Annotated in this window: 23 protein-coding genes and 1 pseudogene; 19 read left to right on the top strand and 5 right to left on the bottom strand. The window is 73.0% G+C overall.

Annotation, left to right across the window (positions count from 1 at the left end; genetic code table 11):
• Window positions 1-436 precede the first annotated feature (436 nt).
• The 11 genes from epsC to ACLZN2_RS19605 all read left to right on the top strand — a co-directional run bounded on the left by epsC (window position 437) and on the right by ACLZN2_RS19605 (window position 8571).
• A complete protein-coding gene (epsC, locus tag ACLZN2_RS19655) occupies window positions 437-1027 on the top strand; it encodes a serine O-acetyltransferase EpsC (protein ID WP_416979794.1) in 591 nt (196 codons plus the stop codon).
• Window positions 1028-1083: 56 nt separating this feature from the next.
• On the top strand, window positions 1084-1998 hold the full coding sequence (gene cysK, locus ACLZN2_RS19650) for a cysteine synthase A (RefSeq protein ID WP_416979916.1): 915 nt from the start codon (window positions 1084-1086) through the stop codon (window positions 1996-1998).
• A gap of 172 nt (window positions 1999-2170) precedes the next feature.
• Window positions 2171-3016, top strand: a complete 846-nt coding sequence (locus tag ACLZN2_RS19645) for a class I SAM-dependent methyltransferase (RefSeq protein WP_416979793.1) — start codon at window positions 2171-2173, stop codon at window positions 3014-3016.
• A gap of 14 nt (window positions 3017-3030) precedes the next feature.
• On the top strand, window positions 3031-3381 hold the full coding sequence (locus tag ACLZN2_RS19640; RefSeq protein WP_416979792.1) for a cupin domain-containing protein: 351 nt from the start codon (window positions 3031-3033) through the stop codon (window positions 3379-3381).
• A gap of 109 nt (window positions 3382-3490) precedes the next feature.
• Window positions 3491-4501, top strand: coding sequence for an alcohol dehydrogenase AdhP (adhP, locus tag ACLZN2_RS19635; RefSeq protein ID WP_416979791.1), 1011 nt, complete (start codon window positions 3491-3493; stop codon window positions 4499-4501).
• 231 nt (window positions 4502-4732) lie between these two features.
• Window positions 4733-5074 (top strand): ArsR/SmtB family transcription factor, encoded by a 342-nt coding sequence (locus ACLZN2_RS19630; protein ID WP_416979790.1) that lies wholly within the window; start codon window positions 4733-4735, stop codon window positions 5072-5074.
• A complete protein-coding gene (locus tag ACLZN2_RS19625) occupies window positions 5071-6825 on the top strand; it encodes a SulP family inorganic anion transporter (RefSeq protein WP_416979789.1) in 1755 nt (584 codons plus the stop codon). Before ACLZN2_RS19630 ends, ACLZN2_RS19625 begins: the two co-directional genes overlap by 4 nt.
• The gene (locus tag ACLZN2_RS19620) at window positions 6822-7232 is read left to right on the top strand and encodes a pyridoxamine 5'-phosphate oxidase family protein (RefSeq protein ID WP_416979788.1); all 411 of its coding nucleotides are present in this window, start codon (window positions 6822-6824) and stop codon (window positions 7230-7232) included. The genes ACLZN2_RS19625 and ACLZN2_RS19620 overlap by 4 nt, the downstream gene beginning before the upstream one ends.
• Window positions 7232-7657: an ATP-binding protein gene (locus tag ACLZN2_RS19615; protein ID WP_416979787.1), complete on the top strand. Its 426-nt coding sequence runs from the start codon at window positions 7232-7234 to the stop codon at window positions 7655-7657. The genes ACLZN2_RS19620 and ACLZN2_RS19615 overlap by 1 nt, the downstream gene beginning before the upstream one ends.
• Window positions 7658-7764: 107 nt before the next feature.
• On the top strand, window positions 7765-8160 hold the full coding sequence (locus tag ACLZN2_RS19610; RefSeq protein WP_416979786.1) for an anti-sigma factor antagonist: 396 nt from the start codon (window positions 7765-7767) through the stop codon (window positions 8158-8160).
• A 60-nt stretch (window positions 8161-8220) separates the two neighbouring features.
• Window positions 8221-8571 (top strand): zinc ribbon domain-containing protein YjdM, encoded by a 351-nt coding sequence (locus tag ACLZN2_RS19605; protein ID WP_416979785.1) that lies wholly within the window; start codon window positions 8221-8223, stop codon window positions 8569-8571.
• Between the two features lie 60 nt (window positions 8572-8631).
• Here the strand turns inward: ACLZN2_RS19605 and ACLZN2_RS19600 are convergent, their stop codons facing one another.
• Window positions 8632-8835 (bottom strand): hypothetical protein, encoded by a 204-nt coding sequence (locus ACLZN2_RS19600; protein WP_416979784.1) that lies wholly within the window; start codon window positions 8833-8835, stop codon window positions 8632-8634.
• A gap of 213 nt (window positions 8836-9048) precedes the next feature.
• Here ACLZN2_RS19600 and ACLZN2_RS19595 point away from each other — a divergent pair, with 213 nt between their 5' ends.
• The 7 genes from ACLZN2_RS19595 to ACLZN2_RS19565 all read left to right on the top strand — a co-directional run bounded on the left by ACLZN2_RS19595 (window position 9049) and on the right by ACLZN2_RS19565 (window position 16786).
• The gene (locus ACLZN2_RS19595; protein WP_416979783.1) at window positions 9049-9399 is read left to right on the top strand and encodes an ArsR/SmtB family transcription factor; all 351 of its coding nucleotides are present in this window, start codon (window positions 9049-9051) and stop codon (window positions 9397-9399) included.
• A 125-nt stretch (window positions 9400-9524) separates the two neighbouring features.
• Entirely contained in the window at window positions 9525-10007 is a 483-nt protein-coding gene (locus ACLZN2_RS19590) for an NADH-quinone oxidoreductase subunit B family protein (protein ID WP_416979782.1), read from the top strand.
• On the top strand, window positions 10004-12037 hold the full coding sequence (locus ACLZN2_RS19585) for a proton-conducting transporter membrane subunit (protein ID WP_416979781.1): 2034 nt from the start codon (window positions 10004-10006) through the stop codon (window positions 12035-12037). The genes ACLZN2_RS19590 and ACLZN2_RS19585 overlap by 4 nt, the downstream gene beginning before the upstream one ends.
• 10 nt (window positions 12038-12047) lie before the next feature.
• Window positions 12048-13004, top strand: coding sequence for a respiratory chain complex I subunit 1 family protein (locus ACLZN2_RS19580; protein WP_416979780.1), 957 nt, complete (start codon window positions 12048-12050; stop codon window positions 13002-13004).
• Window positions 13001-13681, top strand: a complete 681-nt coding sequence (locus ACLZN2_RS19575; protein WP_416979779.1) for a hypothetical protein — start codon at window positions 13001-13003, stop codon at window positions 13679-13681. The genes ACLZN2_RS19580 and ACLZN2_RS19575 overlap by 4 nt, the downstream gene beginning before the upstream one ends.
• A complete protein-coding gene (locus tag ACLZN2_RS19570) occupies window positions 13681-15288 on the top strand; it encodes a proton-conducting transporter membrane subunit (RefSeq protein WP_416979778.1) in 1608 nt (535 codons plus the stop codon). The genes ACLZN2_RS19575 and ACLZN2_RS19570 overlap by 1 nt, the downstream gene beginning before the upstream one ends.
• Window positions 15289-15292: 4 nt before the next feature.
• Window positions 15293-16786 (top strand): NADH-quinone oxidoreductase subunit C, encoded by a 1494-nt coding sequence (locus tag ACLZN2_RS19565; RefSeq protein ID WP_416979777.1) that lies wholly within the window; start codon window positions 15293-15295, stop codon window positions 16784-16786.
• Between the two features lie 24 nt (window positions 16787-16810).
• Here ACLZN2_RS19565 and ACLZN2_RS19560 read toward each other — a convergent pair whose 3' ends face one another.
• The 3 genes from ACLZN2_RS19560 to ACLZN2_RS19550 are packed head-to-tail and all read right to left on the bottom strand — an operon-like array spanning window position 16811 to window position 17807.
• Complete coding sequence (locus tag ACLZN2_RS19560; protein ID WP_416979776.1) at window positions 16811-17284, bottom strand: ATP-binding protein; 474 nt, start codon at window positions 17282-17284, stop codon at window positions 16811-16813.
• Window positions 17281-17619, bottom strand: coding sequence for an ArsR/SmtB family transcription factor (locus ACLZN2_RS19555; RefSeq protein ID WP_416979775.1), 339 nt, complete (start codon window positions 17617-17619; stop codon window positions 17281-17283). The genes ACLZN2_RS19560 and ACLZN2_RS19555 overlap by 4 nt, the downstream gene beginning before the upstream one ends.
• Before the next feature lie 5 nt (window positions 17620-17624).
• Window positions 17625-17807 (bottom strand): hypothetical protein, encoded by a 183-nt coding sequence (locus ACLZN2_RS19550; protein ID WP_416979774.1) that lies wholly within the window; start codon window positions 17805-17807, stop codon window positions 17625-17627.
• Window positions 17808-17983: 176 nt separating this feature from the next.
• Between ACLZN2_RS19550 and ACLZN2_RS19545 the strand changes: the two are divergent.
• A pseudogene (locus ACLZN2_RS19545) lies at window positions 17984-18427 on the top strand (thioesterase family protein); the annotation flags it as partial.
• A 24-nt stretch (window positions 18428-18451) separates the two neighbouring features.
• Here ACLZN2_RS19545 and ACLZN2_RS19540 read toward each other — a convergent pair.
• Window positions 18452-19948 (bottom strand): DUF6519 domain-containing protein, encoded by a 1497-nt coding sequence (locus tag ACLZN2_RS19540; protein WP_416979773.1) that lies wholly within the window; start codon window positions 19946-19948, stop codon window positions 18452-18454.
• Window positions 19949-19961: the final 13 nt, after the last annotated feature.

Genomic DNA, 19961 nt, shown 5'->3' with positions numbered 1-19961 from the left:
TGGGCCTGTCGGCCCCGTCGACGGGCACGAGAAGACCGGCGCCGAGTGCGCGTCCGGCCGCCCGCGCGGGTGTCGCAGACGGCCGGACGGTGACCGAACCGGGAGGACTCCGCTTCCCACCGCGGCCTCTGGAACAGGAGAACGCGCGGCCGGCGGAGGGAAGCAGTGGTCCGTGGCCTCCTCCCGGCCGATCCCGGAAGGCAGTCTCGCCCGGCCGCGGACCGGGACGCGCGGGCCGAAAAGCCCCTCGCCCAGGGGCTGTTGGTCCCGGACCACCAGCGGCGATCCGGACCGCCCGGCCCCCGCACACCGGGCGCTTCGGACCGGGCGCCGCGCCGGGAACGGGCCGTAGCGTTCACCAACCGCTCCGGCCCGCGGCGATGTGAACCGACCGCCGGTCGGCACCTTGCCGGGACCGGCCCACAGAAAGACGCGCATGATCTTCGAAGACCTCCGGACGGCCTGCCGCAAGGATCCCGCCCTGCACGGCGTCCACGTGGTCGAGGTCCTGTTGTATCCCGGCCTGTGGGCGATCTGGTCCCACCGGGTCGCGCACAGGCTGTACCAGCTCGGTCTGCCGCTGCTGCCCCGGCTGCTGTCCCAGCTCTCCCGCGCACTCACCGGCATCGAGATCCACCCGGGCGCGGTCATAGGGCGCCGCTGCTTCATCGACCACGGCATGGGTGTGGTCATCGGCGAGACGGCCGTCCTGGGCGACGACGTGATGCTGTACCACCGCGTCACCCTGGGCGGCACCGGCTGGTGGTCGGACACCAAGGCCGCCAAGCGGCATCCCACCGTCGGCGACCGGGTCGTCCTCGGTGTCGGCGCCACCGTGCTCGGCCCGGTCCACGTCGGCCACGACACGCTCGTCGGCGCGCACGCCCTCGTACTGCGCGACGTACCCGCCCACTCCCGCGTCCACGCCCCACAGGCGGCCTCCACCGCCCGCCCTCACGGCACGGCGACGGCTTCGCACACCGCCGGGATCCGCACTCCCGCAGACGAGAAAGAAGGACGGCCATGACCGCCACCCACCCCCCGACCACGCCACCGACCACTGCCCCGACCACGCCCTCGATCATGCCCTCGGTCACGGCGCTGATAGGCCGCACCCCCATGGTGGCGCTCCACCGCTACGGCGCGGACCTGCCCGCGCGTCTGGTCGCCAAACTGGAGTCAGCCAACCCCGGCGGCAGCGTCAAGGACCGCATCGCGCTCGCGATGATCGAGGACGCCGAGGCCACCGGTGCCCTCCGGCCCGGCACGCGCATCGTCGAACCGACCAGCGGCAACACCGGCATCGGCCTGGCCATGGTGGCGGCCGCCAAGGGCTACCCGGTCACCTTCACGATGCCCGAGAGCATGAGCACCGAACGACGCGCCCTGCTGCGCGCGTACGGCGCGGAACTGGTCCTCACCCCGGCCGCCGAGGGTATGACCGGCGCGGTCGCCCGGGCCACCGAACTGGCCGAGTACCACGGCTGGTTCATGCCGCAGCAGTTCCGCAACCCGGCCAACCCCGACGCCCACCGCCGCACCACGGCCCAGGAGATCTGGCAGGACACCGCCGGACAGGTGGACGTCCTGGTGGCCGGCGTCGGCACCGGCGGCACCGTCACCGGCGTCGGACAGGTCCTCAAGGAGAAGAACCCCGACGTCACCGTGGTGGCCGTGGAACCGGCGGAGTCGGCCGTCCTGTCCGGCGGCTCCCCCGGCCCGCACCGCATCCAGGGCCTCGGCGCCGGCTTCGTCCCCGACGTCCTGGACACCGAGGTGTACGACACCGTCTGCCGCGTCTCCCTGGCGGAGGCCCGGACCGAGGCCCGCCGCGTGGCCCGCACCGAGGGCATCCTCGTCGGAGTCTCCGGCGGAGCCGCCCTCCACGCGGCCACCACCCTGGCCCACCGCCCGGAGCACGAGGGCGCCCTGATCGTGGTCGTGCTGCCCGACACCGGGGAGCGCTACCTCAGCACGGACCTGTTCCACGACGCGTAGGGGCCCGCGCCGTGAAGGCCCACGCCGTGAAGGCCCGCGCCATGACGGGCCACCGGCCCACCGGGTCCACCCGGGCCCGGCAATCGGGACGTTCGGCCCCAGCCGCCCCACCACCACTCCAAGTTAGGTTCACCTAAGAAACACCGGTGCCGGCAGAGAGCGAGGCACGAACATGGCATCGACAGACCCTCAGACCCTCCACCAGAGCATCCCGGTACCCGGCGACGGACTGGACGCCGCCCGCATGCCCGGCCACTGGCTCCTGGCCCGCCTGGGCAAGCGCGTGCTCCGCCCCGGCGGCCTGGAGCTGACCCGCTGGATGCTCGACACCCTGGGCATCCGCACCGACGACCGGGTGGTGGAACTCGCCGCAGGGCTCGGCAGCACAGCCCGGCTCGTCCTCGAACACGCCCCGGCCGCCTACACCGCCGTGGACCGCGACCCCGCCGCCGTGGCACACCTCTGCGCCCTCACCACCGCCGGACCGACCGAGGTGGCCGCCGTGCGAGCGGACGCCGCCGACACCGGACTGCCGCCCGGCAGCGCCACCGTGGTGTACGGGGAGGCCATGCTGACCATGCAGCCCGACTCCGCCAAGGGCCGCATCATGCGAGAGGCACACCGGCTGCTCGCCGGCACCGACGGCCGGTACGCCATCCACGAGCTGTGCCTGCTGCCCGAGGACCTCGACCAGGAACACGCCGAGGAGATCACGAGGGATCTGGGCCTGGCCATCCACGTCGGCGCCCGTCCGCTGACCCCGTCGGGCTGGGTCGCCCTGCTCGCCGCCGAGGGCTTCACCGTCACCGCCCGCCGGCGGGCACCGATGGCGCTGCTCGAAACACGCCGCCTCATCGCCGACGAGGGACTCGCCCGGGCCACCCGCATCGCCGGCCGGGCCCTGCGCGACCCGGCAGCCCGGCAGCGGGTCCTGGAAATGCGCCGCGTCTTCCGCCGCCACCAGGCCCATCTGGGCGCGATCAGCCTCGTCGCCACCCCCACCACGCTGTTTTCCTGAGGAGAAGGATCCGCATGACCGCCACCGTCATCACCGACCTGGCCACCGAACTGCCGCTGACCGAGGACAGCACCCTCAGCCGCGTCCTGTACCGCGACGACCGGCTGCGCGTGGTCGGCTTCGCCTTCGCCGCCGGCCAGGAACTCACCGAGCACACCTCCGCCCTGCCCGTGGTCATCCAGGTCGTCAGCGGTCGCCTCGACCTCGTCCTGGGCGACGAGAAGACCGAGGCGACGCCCGGAAGCTGGATCCACCTGCCCGCTCGGTTGCCGCACACCGTGCGGGCCACCGAGCCCAGCGTCATGCTGCTGACCATGCTGCCCGCCCCGGAGCCGTCCGGCCCCGAAGCGCCCACCGCGGCATGACCTCGTCGTGGGGCCGGTCGGCCCCCCAACGGGGACGTCCAGCACCTGCCGCCGCACCGGTACGCGGCGCGACGCTGGAACCGCACCGCACCGAACTGAGGAGCATCCCATGAAGGCAGCAGTCGTCCGGACCTTCGGCGAGCCGCTGGTGATCGAGGAGCGGCCGGACCCGCAGCCCGGTCCCGGCCAGGTCCGCATCCGTCTGGAGGCGTCCGGACTGTGCCACACCGACATCCACGCCGCGCACGGTGACTGGCCGGTGAAGCCGACTCCGCCGTTCGTCCCCGGTCACGAGGGAGTCGGCATCGTCGAGGCGCTCGGGGACGGCGTGACCCATCTCGCGGTCGGGCAGCGGGTGGCGGTGCCGTGGCTGGGATGGGCCTGCGGGCGCTGCGAGCACTGCCTGTCGGGCTGGGAGACCCTGTGCGAACAGCAGCGCAACACCGGGTACGGCGTGGACGGCGGGTACGCCGAGAAGATGCTCGCCCCCGCGGACTTCGCCACCCCGGTCCCCGAGGGCATCGACCCGCGCGACGCGGCCCCGCTGACCTGCGCCGGTGTCACCACGTACAAGGCGCTGAAGGTCGCGGGCGTCCGGCCGACCCAGTTGGTGGCGATCTCCGGCGTCGGCGGTCTCGGCCACCTGGCCGTGCAGTACGCGAAGATCGCCGGAGCCACCGTCGCCGCGATCGACGTCACCGACGACAAGCTCGAACTGGCCCGGGAACTCGGCGCCGACATCCTGATCGACGCGCGCAAGGAGGATCCGGCCGAGGTGCTGAAGCAGCACGGCGGCGCGCACGCGGCCATCGCGCTGGCCGTCAACGAGCAGGCGTTCGCCGCCGTCTACGGCGGTCTGCGACGCGGCGGCAAGCTGGTCATGGTCGCCCTGCCCGCCGGCGGAACCATCCAGGTACCGATCTTCGACACCGTCCTCAACGGCACCTCCGTCATCGGCTCCATCGTCGGCACCCGCCAGGACCTGGAGGAGGTCTTCCAGCTCCACGCCGCCGGACGCACCAAGGTGATCTACGAGACCCGTCCGCTGGACACCGTCAACGACTCCATCGCCGATGTCCTCGACGGACGGATCAAGGCCCGCATCGTCTTCGAGATGTGACCCGGCTCGGACAGCCGGACGTCCCGCCGCCGCCGTCCACCCCGCCCTCCGCCCTCCGCCCTCCGCGAACGGTCGCGATCAGCAACGCGTCACTGACAGATGTCTGAATTGCAAAATTTCGCAAGTTCATACATGCTGAAGCGGCTGTGCCCGCTCCACCGGTAGCCGCGGGCGCAGCACAGTCGTGTCCGCCCGGAGGGGCGGAAGCAGGTGTAGGGAAGCCGAGGGGTCGTGTCCGTTCCGCTGTACCAGGCCAAGGCCGAGTTCTTCCGGATGCTGGGGCATCCCGTCCGGATCCGGGTGCTGGAGCTGCTCCAGGAGGGACCGAAACCGGTGCGGGAGCTGCTGGCCGCCATCGAGGTGGAGCCCTCGAGCCTGTCCCAGCAGCTGGCGGTGCTGCGCCGCTCCGGGATCGTCGCCTCGACCCGGGAAGGATCGACCGTCGTCTACGCACTGGCCGGCGGGGACGTGGACGACCTGATGAAGGCCGCGCGCCGGATCCTCACCGAGATGCTGGCCGGGCAGGGCGAGCTGCTGGCCGAGCTGCGGGAAACCGAGGTCGCCCCGCGATGACCTCGGCGATCAGCCGGGCAACGGCCCGGCTCACCGCGCTTCTGCCCACCCGCGCCGACCTGACCGACATGCGACGCGCCCCTCGGCGGGACCTGCTGGCCGGGCTCACCGTGGCGATCGTGGCGCTTCCGCTCGCGCTCGGTTTCGGTGTCTCCTCCGGTCTCGGCGCGGAGGCGGGACTGGCGACCGCCGTGGTCGCCGGCGCGCTCGCCGCTGTGTTCGGCGGGTCCAATCTCCAGGTTTCCGGGCCCACCGGGGCCATGACCGTGGTGCTGGTGCCCATCGTCGGCGAGTTCGGGCCGACCGGCGTGCTGACCGTCGGGCTGATGGCGGGCGTCATGCTCGTGGCGCTGGCCGCGCTGCGGGCCGGCAAGTACATGCAGTACGTGCCCGCGCCGGTGGTCGAGGGCTTCACGCTGGGTATCGCCTGTGTGATCGGACTGCAGCAGATCCCGGGCGCGCTCGGCGTGCCCAAGCCCGAGGGCGACCGGGTGCTCGTCGTCACCTGGCGGGCCGTCGAGGAGTTCGCACGGCATCCGAACTGGACGGCGGTCGGATTCGCGGTGTCGGTGGCCGCGGTCATGCTGATCGGTGCCCGTTGGCGGCCGACCGTCCCGTTCTCCATCCTCGCGGTCGTCGCGGCCACGGTCGTCGCCCAGGTCGCGGGACTGGACGCGGCGAAGCCGATCGGCGACCTGCCGTCCGGGCTGCCCGCGCCCTCGCTCGGCTTCCTGGACCTCGGCTCGCTCGGCACCCTGCTCGCGCCCGCCGTGGCGGTGGCGGCGCTGGCGGCCCTGGAGTCCCTGTTGTCCGCCTCGGTCGCGGACGGCATGACGGTGGGGCAGAAGCACGACCCCGACCGCGAGCTGTTCGGCCAGGGACTGGCCAACATCGCCGCCCCGCTGTTCGGCGGGGTGCCCGCGACCGGCGCGATCGCCCGGACCGCGGTCAACGTCCGCACGGGTGCCGGCTCCCGGCTGGCGTCCCTCATCCACGCCGCGATCCTCGCGGTGATCGTCTTCGCCGCGGCGCCCCTGGTCTCGAAGATCCCGCTCGCCGCCCTCGCCGGTGTGCTGCTGGCCACCGCGGTCCGTATGGTCGAGGTCGGCTCGCTGAAGGCCATGGCGAAGGCCACGCGTTCGGACGCGCTGATCCTCGTCCTGACCGCGGTGGCCACCCTCGCCCTGGACCTCGTGTACGCGGTGGTCATCGGCCTGGTCGTGGCAGGTGCTCTCGCCCTGCGCGCCGTGGCCAAGCAGGCCCGCTTCGACCAGGTGCCGCTCGACCGGGGCGACCACAGCGCCGAGGAACACGCGCTGCTGGCCGAGCACATCGTCGCGTACCGCATCGACGGGCCGGTCTTCTTCGCCGCCGCGCACCGCTTCCTGCTGGAACTGACCGAGGTGGCCGACGTACGGGTGGTCATCCTGCGCATGTCGCGGGTCTCGACCATGGACGCCACCGGTGCGCTGGTCCTGAAGGACGCGGTGGAGAAGCTGACCCGGCGCGGCATCCTCGTCCTGGCCTCCGGGATACGCCCCGGCCAGGTCCAGGTGCTGGACTCGGTCGGCGCGCTGGAACTGCTGCGGCACGACGGCCGGGACTACGCCACCACCCCGGAGGCGATCCAGGGTGCCCGCGATCACCTGGAGCTGGCGGGAGTGCTGCCCGCGGGTGCCGTCCGGCAGAAGCACAAGCGGGTCCCGAACCCCGCCACGGCTCCCGAGTTCCATGAGGAGGCCGCGCGATGAGCCGTCCCGACACGGCCCCGCGCCTGGTCGAGGTCTCCGGTGCGGAGGCGCTGTGGCTGGTGGAGGGCAGCAGTCTCGGCCGGCTGGTGTACCCGCAGCGGGGGCAGACCGTCGTACGGCCCGCCCGGCATGTGTGGGAGTTCGGGCGACTGATCGTCCGGGCTCCCGTGCAGGCGGCTGTCGTGTCCGACGAGGCTGTGACGTACCAGGTGGACGAGATCCGGGTGGTGGCCGGCACCGGCTGGACGGTGAGCCTGTCCGGCCCCGCCGAGGTGATCGCCGCCCCCGACGAAGCCGCGCACTACCGCCGCACCCTGACCGGCTGGACGCACGGCCCGCACGACACCGTGCTGCGCCTGCAGCCCAAGACGGTCAGCGGGTTCCGCCTGGTCCGCGCGGAGGCCTGATGTCCCGGCGACTGGAAGCCCTCCCCCACCGGCATGTGCTCACCCTGCCGACCCTGCCGGCCGCCGTGCGCACGGCCCGCGAGACGGCCGAGCAGGCGCTGACGGAATGGGGGATCGGCCTGCGGCACCCCGCCGTGGACCCGGCCTTACTGATCCTGGGTGAGCTGGTGACCAACAGCGTCCGGCACGCCGCCGTCCGCTCCCCGCAGCTGACCGTGATCTACGCGGCCGGCCGGGACTGCCTGGCCTTCGGCGTCCACGACCGCCACCCCTACCAGCCTCCGCTCCACGGCGCCCCCGTCGACGGCGGGACCGGCGGGCTGGCCACGGTCATGGAGCTGACCCTGGGGCTCGGCGGCAGCGGGGTCGTCCGGCCGGACGCCGACGGGCTGGGCAAGAGCATCTGGATCACCCTTCCCCTTTGAATCCGCTGAGTCCGCTGAATCCGCTGAATCAAACGAATCCGCCGGGCCGCTTGAATCCAACGGGCCGCTGCCTCCAACGGACCGCATCGCAAGGAAGTTCATTCCCCATGACCATCGAGTGGCGCTACGCCATCGAGCAGGATCTCGGCATCCTCTCCGTCACCGGACACCTGGGCCCGGACGCGGTCCGCCGCTTCGGCGGCGCGGTCGGCTGGGTCGTCGCCCGCGGCACCGGGCCGGTCATCCTCGACCTGACGGAGCTGCGCAGCTGGTCCGCCGAAGGCCAGCTGGCCATCACCGAGGCCGCGCGCCGTCTCGCCGGGGCGGGCCGCAGACTGGAACTGGCCGCCATCCCCGCCGACGGCTCACTGGTCCCGCCGGGCGACTGCCCGGACATCCCCGTCCACTGCGACCTGGCCGCGGCGTTCGCCGCCCACGCCCGGCGCGAGCCGGCTCCCGAGCAGGAGCAGCAGGCGTGGCGCACCGACGGCTGGCCCACCTGACCCCGAACCGACCCCCACCTGATCCACGTATCGGCCCCCTGACTGAAAGAACTCCATGCCATGAGTGACAACCTTCCCGCCTGCCCCGAATGCTCCGGTGCGTACACCTACGAGATGGGTGTGCTCCTGGTCTGCCCCGAATGCGGGCACGAATGGTCGCCGTCCGACGAGTCCGCGGGTGGCACCGGGGACAAGGTGATCCGGGACGCGGTCGGCAACGTGCTCGCCGACGGTGACACCGTGACGGTGGTCAAGACCCTGAAGGTCAAGGGCAGCCCGACCGGGATCAAGGCGGGTACCAAGGTGCGCAACATCCGCCTCGTCGACGGCGTGGACGGCCACGACATCGACTGCAAGGTCGACGGGTTCGGGGCCATGCAGCTCAAGTCCAGCGTGGTCAAGAAGGCCTGACCCCGGCACCTCTCCGCCGACCGCCCGGGACGACGTCCCGGGCGGTTTCGCGTGTGCGGATCAGTTCCCGTGGGTGCCGGACGCCGGGCCGCTCGTCCGGTCCGTTTGAGCCGGACGGTCGCCGAACGACAGCCTGAGCATGCGCGCGTCGCCGCAGCGAGGGCAGACGCCGTCCGGGCCGACGGCGGTGGGGCGGCACTTGAGACGGCAGGCGGGGCATTTGAGCCACATGACGCCGATGCCGCGCAGCGGGGTGATCCTCACGCAAACCTCCTCACAGGACCTCAGTAATTGCTAATGTTAGCAATTACTGAGGTCATCACCGCTGGATTCGGCGTCTCTGATTCCACCCGCGGGTTCGGCACGGCCGGTGCCGCAGGCGAGGATGGGCCGCATGTTCTTGACAAGTGGGTGGATGCGATGCGCCGAGTTCCGGCCGGTGGGGCCGTGCTGTTGTGTCGGGGAAGGGACGGCACGATGAGTACGCCGCTGTACCAACTGAAGGCCGAGTTCTTCAAGACGCTGGGTCATCCGGCCCGTATACGGGTCCTGGAGCTGCTGAGCGAGCGCGAGCACGCGGTCGCGGAGATGCTGCCCGAGGTGGGCATCGAGCCCGCCCATCTGTCGCAGCAGCTGGCCGTGCTGCGGCGGGCGAATCTGGTCAGGACGCGCAAGGAGGGGTCGACCGTGTACTACTCGCTGGCCAACCCACGGGTCGCGGAGCTTCTGCGGGTCGCGCGGAGCATCCTGTCGGGCGTGCTCGCCGGGCAGGCCGAGCTGCTGGCCGACCTCCAGGCCATGCAGCGCGAGGGGAAGCCGCCGTCGTAGCGACGGCCCTGGAACGGCGGCCGTCTCCCGGGAGTTGGACAGCGCTCTGTGGTGCGGGAGGCGGTCGCCTCACCCCTCCCCCACCACGTCGACAAGCGGCACAGCACCGTCTCCGGGAGGAGTTCATGGGCCTGTTGCGCAAGATCCGGACCACCGGGCGGGTGGCCGAGCCCGCTCCGCCGCGTCCGGAGGGCGAAGCCCCGCCGCAGGCGCGGGAGTTCGGCGGTTCGGTGCAGGTACGCTGCGTGGACGCAGGCTCCTGCAACGGCTGCGAGATCGAGATCGCCGCCGCCTTCAACCCGGTCCACGACGCCGAGCGGTACGGGGCGCGCCTGGTGGCCTCGCCCCGGCACGCGGACGTGGCGCTGGTGACCGGCCCGGTGACGCGCAACATGGCCGAGCCGCTACGGCGCACGGTCGCGGCGATGGGCGAGCCGCGGCTGGTGGTCGCGGTGGGGGACTGCGCGATCGACTGCGGGGAGTTCGCGGGCGGGTACGGCGTCGAGGGCGCCGTCGCCGATGTCGTACCGGTGGATCTGGCCGTGCCCGGATGCCCGCCGGAGCCGGAGGCGATCGTGGCGGCGCTGCGGAGGGTGACCGGACGGTGAGCGTGATTCCGGCCGCCCTCGCGACGGCCACCGCCCTGGGCGGTGCGGGCGCGCTCGCCGGACTGGCGCTGCCGTACCGGATCCGCGTCCCGGTGGTCGGAGTCCTGACCGCCGGCGTGGGCGCGGCGGGTGGCACGGCCGGTGTGGCCGCGCTGGGCGGAAGCCGCTGGACGGACACGCTCCCCGGGCTCCTGCCGCTGGCCGGAACGCAGGTGGCGGTGGACGCGCTGGCGGGCCTCTTCATGGCCGTGGCGGGGGCCGTCGTGACCGCGGTCGCGGTGTACGGCATCGGCTACGCCTGCGGGCACGGTCCGCACGGGCTCGGCTCGCATACGGCACAGGCGGTGCTGCCGCTCTTCGCGCTCACCCTCGTCCTCGTACCCGTGGCGGCGTCGGTGTCGACGTTCCTGGTGCTGTGGGAGCTGATGGCGCTCGCCTCGCTGCTGCTGGTGCTCGCCGAACACCGGGAGAGGGCGTCGGTGTGGCAGGCCGGTGTCTGGTACGCGGTGATGACGCACCTCGGTCTGGTGCTGCTGCTCATCGGCCTCGCGGTGTTCGCCGCGCAGGCGGGCGGGGAGACCTTCGCGGCGCTGCGGGCGGGTGCGCACGCCGTGTCGCCGACGCTGCGCGGGCTGGTGTTCGTGCTGGTCGCGGCGGGGTTCACGTCCAAGGCGGGCGCGGTGCCGCTGCACGCCTGGCTGCCGCGCGCACACCCCGAGGCGCCCAGCCCCGTCTCGGCGCTGATGAGCGCCGCGATGGTCAACCTCGGCGTCTACGGCCTCGTCCGCACCGGGCTCGACCTGCTCGGCGGCGGCCCGGCGTGGTGGTGGCTGGGGCTGATGGCGGTGGGCGGGGTCAGCGCGGTGTACGGCATCCTCCAGGCGGCGATGGCCTCCGACCTGAAGCGGCTGCTGGCGTACTCGACCAGCGAGAACATGGGCCTGGTGCTCATCGGGGTCGGGGCGTCCGGGCTGTTCGCCGCCTACGGCGACCGGTCGCTGGCGGCGCTGGCGCTGGCGGCGGCCCTGCTGCACGTGATCAACCACGCGGCGTTCAAGGCCCTGCTGTTCTGCGCGGCCGGGTCGGTGCTGCGGGCCACCGGCCTGCGCGACCTCGACCGGCTGGGCGGGCTGCGCGCACCGATGCCCGTCACCGCCGGGCTGTTCGCGCTCGCCGCCCTCGGAGCCGTGGCGCTGCCGCCGGGCAACGGGTTCATCAGCGAGTGGCTGTTGCTGCAGTCCCTCATCCACGGACTTCAGGTGCCGGGCGTCGCGGTGGCGGTCGTACTGCCGCTGTCAGTGGCGCTGATCGCCCTGTCGGCGGGGATCGCCGCGGCCGTGTTCGTGAAGGCGCTCGGGGTGGGGTTCTTCGCCCGGCCGCGCAGCCGGGAGGCGAGCGAGGCCGGGGAGTCGCCCCCGCTGATGCTCGCCGGAATGGGGCTGCTGGCAGTCCTGTGCGGGGCCCTGGCGCTGGTGCCCGGCGCGCTGGGCGACGGCCTGGACCGGGCCGTCACCGCGACCGGGCTGCCGGGCAGTGGTGCGGTGTCGGGCGGCGGGCTGAAGGTGCGGCTCGCGGACATCTCCGCGTCCCTGTCGCCGCTGTGGCTGGTGGCCGCCCTGACCGCCGCGCTCCTGCTGGCCGCCGGTCTGCCCCGGCTGTACGGGCGCCGCCGGCGCCGTGCGAACGCGCGACTGTGGGACTGCGGCGGCGGGGCGCCGACGCCGCGCATGGCCTATACGGCGACCTCCTTCGCGGAACCGCTCCAGCGGGTCTTCGACGACGTCCTCGCGCCCGAGCAGGACGTGAACGTCACACCGGTGCGCGAGTCGGCCTACCTGGTCGAACGCGTGCGGTTCCAGCGCCGGGTGCCCGACCGGATCGAACACCGCCTGTACGAGCCGCTGCTGCGCGCCCTGGCCGGTACCGGGCGGGCGGCCCGGCGGCTGGCGGGCGGCAGCGTCCATGTCTATCTCGGCTATGGCTTCGCCGGCCTGGTCGTCCTGCTGTTGGCGTTGGCGGTGGGCTGGTGAGAGCGAACCCATGAGTGCTGTCGGATACGCGGCCGTCGTCGGCCAGGTCGTCGTGGTCGCGGCGGGGGCACCGCTGCTGACCGGGTGGACGCGGCAGGTGCGTGCCCGTCTGGAGGGCCGGGCCGGGGCCGGGGTGCTCCAGCCCTGGCGGGACGCCCGCAAGCTGCTGCGCAAGGAACCGATCACCCCCGTCGGCACCGGGCCCGCCTTCCGCACGGCCCCGGCGCTGCTGGTCGCCACCACCGTGGTCGCCGCCGCACTCGTCCCCCTGCTGTCCACCGACACCCCGGTCAGCGGCCACGCGGACCTCATCGTCGTGGTGGCGCTGATCGCGCTCGGCACCCTGGCGCTGGCGCTGGCCGGCCTCGACAGCGGCACCGCGTTCGGCGGGATGGGCGCCTCCCGGGAGATGACGGTCGCCGCGCTGGTGGAGCCGACCATCCTGCTGGCGGTGTTCGCCCTGTCGATACCGACGGGCACGACCAACATCCCGGCCATCGTCAACGGCGCCATCGACGAACCGGCGAGGCTGGCCTCCCCCGCCGGTCTGCTCGCCACGGCCGCGCTCGCGGTCGCCGTCCTCGCGGAGACGGGACGGATGCCGGTGGACAACCCGTCCACCCACCTCGAACTGACGATGATCCACGAGGCGATGGTGCTGGAGTACGCGGGCCCGGACCTGGCGCTGGTCGAACTCGGTGCCCAGATGCGGCTCACCCTGCTGCTCGGGCTGCTGTCGTCGCTGTTCGTTCCCTGGGGCATCGCCACCGACGCCTCCTGGGCCGCGCTGGCCGTGGCGGTGGTGCTGTTCGCGGCGAAGGTCGCGCTGCTGGGCGCGGTGCTGGCGGCGGCCGAGGTGTTCTGGGCCAAGGTGCGGCTGTTCCGGGTGCCGGAACTCCTCGCCGGGTCCTTCCTGCTGGCGCTGCTCGCGGTGACCGCCTCCTACTTCCTGAGCGGAGCGTCATGAGCGGCGGCCTGTACACCCAACTCCTCGACCTGGCCTGCGGAGCCTTCCTGCTGGCGGCCGTGGTCGTGCTGTGGCTGCGCGAACTGGCCGCGATCGTACGGGCCTTCGCGGCGCAGGGCCTCGCGCTCGCGGCGATCGCCGTCCTGCTCGGCGCGCACGAGGAGCGCTGGGACCTGGTGGGCGTGGGGATCGGCATCGGGGTGCTGCGGGCCGGTGTCCTGCCGTACCTGATCCGTCGGGCCCTGGCCGCGCTCACCGCGGGCCGGGCGCACAGCGAGGAGGTGCGCGAGACACAGCCCCTGATCAACATCACCGCCTCGCTGCTGACCGCCGCCCTGCTGACCCTGCTCGCCTACGCGGTGAGCCGCCCCCTGACCGTGCTCAACCCGACGCCTGCCACCCGTGCCCTCCCGGTCGGCCTGACGGTCGTCCTGATCGGCTTCTTCGTCCTGGTCACCCGCCGACGGGCGCTCGCCCAGGTGGTGGGCTTCCTGCTGCTGGACAACGGCATCACCGCCACCGCCTTCCTCGCCACCTCCGGAGTGCCGCTGATCGTCGAACTCGGCGTCTCCTTCGACGTACTGCTGGCGGTCCTGGTGCTGCAGATCCTCACCTCCCGTATGCGGGAGGCGTTCGGCACCACCGACATCGACGACCTGCGGGAGCTGCACGACTGATGAGCCCGACCGCTGCCGCCCTGCTGCTCACCGCGCCCGCCGCCACGCCTCTGGTGGTCGCGGGGGCGTACGCGCTGGCGGGCCTGCGCACCAGGCGCCCCGCCGCCGTTCCCGCGCCGGTCACCGCGAAAGGACCGGTCCTGGTCGCCGAGGCACCCGCCCCCGAGGAGGCCCCCGAACGGCACCCGGCCGACTGGGCCGCCCTTCTCTCGCCGGTCGTGATCCTGCTGTGCGGGAGTCTGCTGGCGGCGGCCGTCGTCGACGACGGTCCGCGGACGGCGTACTCCGGGCTCCTGCGCGCCGACGCGCTGACCGCCTGGATGCTCCTGGTCGTCGGCGCCGTCGCCCTGATCGCCTGCGGCTCGGCACCGGCGTACCTGGCGGGTGAGCGGGCCGCGGGCCGGGCGGGCGACGCGACGGTGACGGGGGGCTCCCCGCCCGGGAGAGACCGGGAGTGGTGGAGCTACCACGCACTGGTCCAGGCGTTCCTGGCCGCCATGTGCCTGGCGGTGGTGACCGCGAACCTCGGCGTACTGTGGGTCGCCGTCGAGGCCACCACCATCGTCACCGCCTTCCTCGTCGGCCACCGTCACACCCGCACCTCCGTGGAGGCGGCCTGGAAGTACGTGGTGATCTGCTCGGCCGGGATCGCGCTCGCCTTCCTCGGCACCGTGCTGATCTACTACGCGGCCCGGCAGGCCGGCATCGCCGAGGCATGGGCCCTTGACTGGCCCACCCTCGTCGCCCATGCCGACCGCCTCGACCCGGCCGTCACCCGGCTCGGCATCTCGCTGATCGTCCTGGGGTTCGGCGCCAAGGCCGGCCTCGTCCCGCTGCACGCCTGGCTCCCCGACGCCCACAGCCAGGCCCCGGCACCGGTCTCCGCACTGATGTCGGGGGTGCTGCTGTCCGTCGCGTTCGCCGCGATCCTGCGCTACCGGGTCATCGCCGACGCCGCCCTCGGCCCGGACTTCACCCGCGTCCTGCTCACCGGGATCGCGCTGCTCACCCTCGCGCTCGCGGCCGGGCTGCTGCTGGCCCAGCGCGACTACAAGCGGATGCTCGCCTATTCGTCCATGGAGCACATGAGCCTGATCGCCCTGGCCGCGGCGATCGGCAGCCCGCTCGCCCTGTCCGCCGCGCTGCTGCACATCGCGGGCCACGGGCTCGCCAAGTCGGTCGCCTTCTGTGCCTCCGGGCGCATCCTGCAGATCACGGGGACGGCACGGATCGGACGGGTGCGCGGACTGCTGGCCCGGGCCCCCGCGACGGCAGGGGCCTTCGGGTTCGCGGTGGTGGCGCTGATGGCGTTCCCGCCCTTCAGCCTCTTCGCGTCCGAACTGGGCATCGCCCGCGCCGGCTTCGCGGCCGGGCCCGGCCTGGGCTGGGCCACCGCGGTGGCGCTGCTGCTCGTCCTGGTGGCCTTCGCCGCGCTGGCCGCCCGCACCGCCCGGATGCTGCTGGGACCGGGAACACCGGCCGAGCACCACCCGGCCACCGTGTGGCCCCTGCTGGTGGGCCTGGCCGCCTGCGCCGCCCTCGGTGTCGCCACCGGACCGCTGACCGACCTGCTCGACGCCGCCACCCAGGCGATCGGAGGCCACTGACGCGATGCGCACGACACACCGGATCAGCCTCGCCGCACTGCCCCGGCACGCGGAGGACCTGCTCACCCGGGGCCACCGGCTCGCCCTGGTCTCCGCCCACATCGACGAGACCGGCCCGCGCGTAGTGTACGTCTTCGTCTCCGGCCCGCCCGACACCCGCACCGAACTCCACGTCCGCCTCGACCCCGACCGGCCGGAAGTGCCGACGCTCGCCCATCTGTCCTTTCCCGCGGGCCGGTTCGAACGGGAGATGCGCGACCTGTTCGGCATCGTCCCCCTCGACCACCCGCTGCCCCGCCGCCTCGTCCGTCACTTCCACTGGCCGCGCGGCTGGTACCCGATGCGCCCCGACGCCGGCCCGCCACCGGCCTTCGGCGAGCAGGAGGGCCCCTACCCCTTCCTCGCGGTGGAGGGCGACGGCGTCTACGAGATCCCGGTCGGACCGGTGCACGCCGGGCTGATCGAACCCGGCCACTTCCGCTTCTCCGTCGTCGGCGAGACCATCCTCAAACTCAAGGCCCGCCTCTGGTTCGTCCACAAGGGCATCGAGAAGCTCTTCCAGGGCCGTACGGTCGCCGCCGGGCTCCCGCTCGCCGAACGCGTCAGCGGCGACACCGCCGTCGGTCACGCCCTCGCCTACTGCCTGGCCGTCGAGGAGGCCACCGGCACCGACGTACCCGCCGAGGCCCAGCGGGTCCGCGCGCTGCTGCTGGAACTGGAGCGGATCCACAACCACGTCGCCGACCTCGGCATGCTCTGCAACGACGTCGGCCACGGCATCCTCAACGCCCACGCCCAGCGGGTGCGCGAGCAACTCCTGCGCCTCAACCGGGAGATCACCGGCCACCGGCTGCTGCGCGGCGGAGTCGTCCCCGGCGGCGCCGCGCTCCACTCCGTACCGGACCCGCGACGCCTGAAGGCGATCGGCGAGGACATCCGTGAGATCACGGACCTCGCGCTCGGCCACTCCACGGTCCGTGACCGCTTCACCGGCACCGCGATCCTCACGACCGGCGCCGCCCGGGAGATCGGCTGCCTCGGCTACGTCGCCCGCGCCAGCGGACTCGCGGGCGACGCGCGGGTCGCCCACCCCTTCACCGGCTACGGCCCCCGGCTCGACGTACCCGTGCACGACAGCGGCGACGTCCTGGCCCGCTTCCTGGTCCGCGCCGAGGAGATCGACACCTCGCTCGCCCTGATCGAACAGTTCACCGAGGAGCTCGCCGAGGAGATCCACGCGCCCGGCGCCGTACTGGCGCCCCCACCCGCGCCCGGTACCGGTCCTCGTACGGGGGTGGGCCTGGTGGAGGGCTGGCGCGGCACCATCGCCACCCGCGTCGAACTCGCACCCGACGGCACGCTGGCCCGGGTCAAGCCGGTCGACCCGTCGTTCTTCAACTGGCCCGCGCTGCCGGTGGCTCTGGCGGAGACGATCGTCCCGGACTTCCCGCTGACCAACAAGAGCTTCAACCTCTCCTACGCGGGCAACGACCTGTGACGCCGCTCCCGCTGCTCCCGCCGCTCACAGAGGGATCTCGAACCGGACGAGGACGACCTTGCCCTCGTGGTTCACGGCCGGTTCCGCGCTCAGGTCCCCGTCGTAGTCGGCGGCCAGCTCGGCCACCATCCGCAGCCCGGCACCCATGCCCTCGAAGGTGAGGTCCGGCAGACGCGGCTCGGTGTCCGCGACGCTGACGACCAGCTGATCACCCGCGACGGTCATCCCCACGTCCGTCAGGGGCGTGCGCGGGGCGTGCCGCAGCACGTTGGTGACCAGCTCGCTGACCACCAGCAGCACCGCGTCCGCGAACGCGGACTCGGGGGCGATACCGGCCTTGGCGAACTGCCCGGCCACCGCTTCCCGGGCCTCCCGTACGGCGTCGGGTCCCACCGGTACCGAGGCGACGTGCCGTCGCACCGGAGGCGGCACATGCTCGACATGCGCGGCGGGCCGGCTGCGGTGCCACGGCATCCGGAACCGGTGGGCCCCACTCATCGTGCCCCTTCCGTGTGGCGCAGTTCGTCGAGGAGGTCCTGCTGCCCGGCCAGCAGCACGGACAGGATCCGGCGGGCCGCGGCCAGCAGTTCGGCGACATCGCCGCAGGCCGGCTCGTACACCACCGTCGATCCGGTACGGGTGGCCTTGACGATGCCGGAGCGGCGCAGCACGGCCAGCTGCTGCGACAGGCTCGAGGGCTCGACCTCGATCGCCGCGAGCAGGTCACGCACCGGCTTCGGCCCCTCCTGCAGCAGCTCCAGCACCCGGATACGGACCGGGTGGCCGAGCATCCGGAAGAACTGGGCCTTCGCCTCGTACAGCGGCATCGGCATCCCGGTCACCCCTCGGTCGTCCCCGTCGCCTCGACGTCGAGCCCGTGCCGCCGCGCCAGCCGTACGGCGTCGTCCAGCTCGTCCTCGGCCACCGCGACGGCATACGCGTCCCCGGCGTCCAGGGCCGCCGCCAGACCGGCCCGTGCCGCGCTCACGCGCGCCAGCAGCGCCTCGGCGACTTCGCTCATTCAGACCTCCGGACGGTGGATCACCTAGGAAACACGGCAACTAACCAATTGAAGAACTCTTCAATTGTAGGCCAGAAGGCCGCGCCGGACGCTGCGGCGGGCGGCCGAGCTGCTGAAGAGGCGGGCGGGCGCAGTAGCCCTCTGCCCACTTCTCCTGGCCCGCCACTTCACCACGGCCCAGTGCGGTAGCGGGCGGCCCCGACGACCGCCTCACCCCGCCGGGGTCCCTCGCCCCGTGGCCGGCGACCGACATCTGGCCCGGCGGCTACATCGACTCCCTGGAGATCCGCCCGGTCGCACCGCCCCGTCCGGGCCGTACTGCCGCCTGGGTCTCCACGCCGCTGGAGCTGGTCGCCGGTGGGTCCGCCGACCTGCTCGCGTGGTACATCGCCCTCGTCGACACCGCCAACGGCATCGCCGTCCGTCAGCCGCCCACCGCGTGGATGTTCCCCAACGTCGACCTGACCATCCACCTCCACCGCCAACCGCGCGGCCCCTGGCCGGGGTTGGACACCAAGGTCGCCTTCGGCGCCACCGGTCAGGGCCTGACCAGCACCGTCCTGCACGACCTCGACGGCCCGGTCGGACACGCCGCACAGACCGCCGTCAGGCCCCGGCCCGCCCCCACGAAGGCGATCCGCGGGTCATGCCGTGAGCTGTTTGAAGACCTTCCTCAGGTCCAGGGCCTCGCCGTCGTTGATCCACGCCAGCGGCGCGTAGTGGTAGGCGACGCCTGCCGGACGCGCCAGCAGCGGCCGCCCCACCGCGTCCATGGGCCACTCGACGGCGCCGGTGACGGTACGGGCGGCGAAGGTCCAGTAGTCACCGGACACATACCGCCCCCAGGGCGCGAAGTAGACCTGCACCCCGTCCTCGAGGTCGATCCACTCGCCCTCGACCAGCCTCACCGCGCCGCCCTCCAGCCTGGGCGCACCGCGCCGACGGCTCTCCAGCTGGTCCCAGCGCCGCAGGTAGGGATGGCGCCCCGGCTGCCGCCCGACCGTCCGGTCCGGGACCGCCGACAGGCGCACGCGCCGTCCGGGCAGGTCGACCTCGACCACCTGCAGCAGGTCGAAGATCTCACCGCGCCCGACGGAGGCGTCGTCGCAGACCTCGACGAAGTTGCCGACGTCCAGGTCGAGCTTGTCGTCGCGGCCCAGCGACTCCAGGGTGACCCACTCCTCGTCGACCGCGGTCAACGGCAGTACCACCGACCCGTTCTCACGCGACCACTTGTACGACGCCTCGCCGGCCTCACCGCCGCGGTGGATCTCCACCCGGTACAGCTGGTTCTCCGGTCCCCGGTACCGCGCGTCCGGCGCCACCAGGCACGGGTCGTCCTCGACCCGGGCCGGCCGCTCGGCGCGCGCCGCGAGCCGGCAGGTGCGGTCCTGCTGCGCGGCGACCCACTCGGCGAACGCCCCAGCGGGATCACGCCGCTGGTTCTCCCCCAGCTCCAGCGGCAGCACCTCCCAGTCGACCCGCACCCGTGCCGTGGTGTCCGGCAGCGCGGCGCCGAGCGCGGTCTCCCGCAGCAGCGGGTCCTGCACGGCGGTCACCAGCCGGTCGTGCACCCGCAGGTAGGCCAGGAACGGGCCGGACGGCAGTTCGTCGGTGTCCCGCTCGACATCGCGGTAGGCGTACGGCTGGTCCCAGTACGTCCACACCGGGCCGGCTCCCGTGCCCTCGTCGGACTTCGCCGCCTTCACCTCCGCCTTCGCCGCTGCCTTCGCGGACGCCGTCTTCTTCGCCGCGACGGGCTTCTTCGCGGCGGTGTCCGGGTGAGCGTGCCCGGCGTGGTCGTGGCCGGCGTCCGTCGGCCCGCCGCCGCACTCGTCCACCGCCGGCAGCGGTTCCGGTCGGGTGGCGTCGACCGCGATCCCGTCCACGTAGTACCGGCCGGGCGCGATCGTGAGTGAGGCCTTCTCGCCCTCGGACTCCGCGCCGTACTCGATCCTGAAGCCGTCACCGGGTCCGCCGTGCGGGCCGATCAGGTCGGCGGCCAGTGACCGGTCGGCCGACAGACCGAGATCGGCCTGCTCGTTGGACTCGGCGTCCAGCAGCACCCGTCCCTGCTGGCCGACCACCGCGACATAGTGTTCCTCCGGCCGGTACGTCCGACGCGAGAAATCGCCGTGCATCTTTCTCTCCCGA

Origin of the sequence: Streptomyces sp. T028, from assembly GCF_048159505.1 — a bacterium.
In the GTDB taxonomy this organism is placed as follows: domain Bacteria; phylum Actinomycetota; class Actinomycetes; order Streptomycetales; family Streptomycetaceae; genus Streptomyces.
The sequence above is the reverse complement of the archived record's forward strand: the minus strand, read 5'-3'. Positions and strand labels throughout refer to the sequence as shown.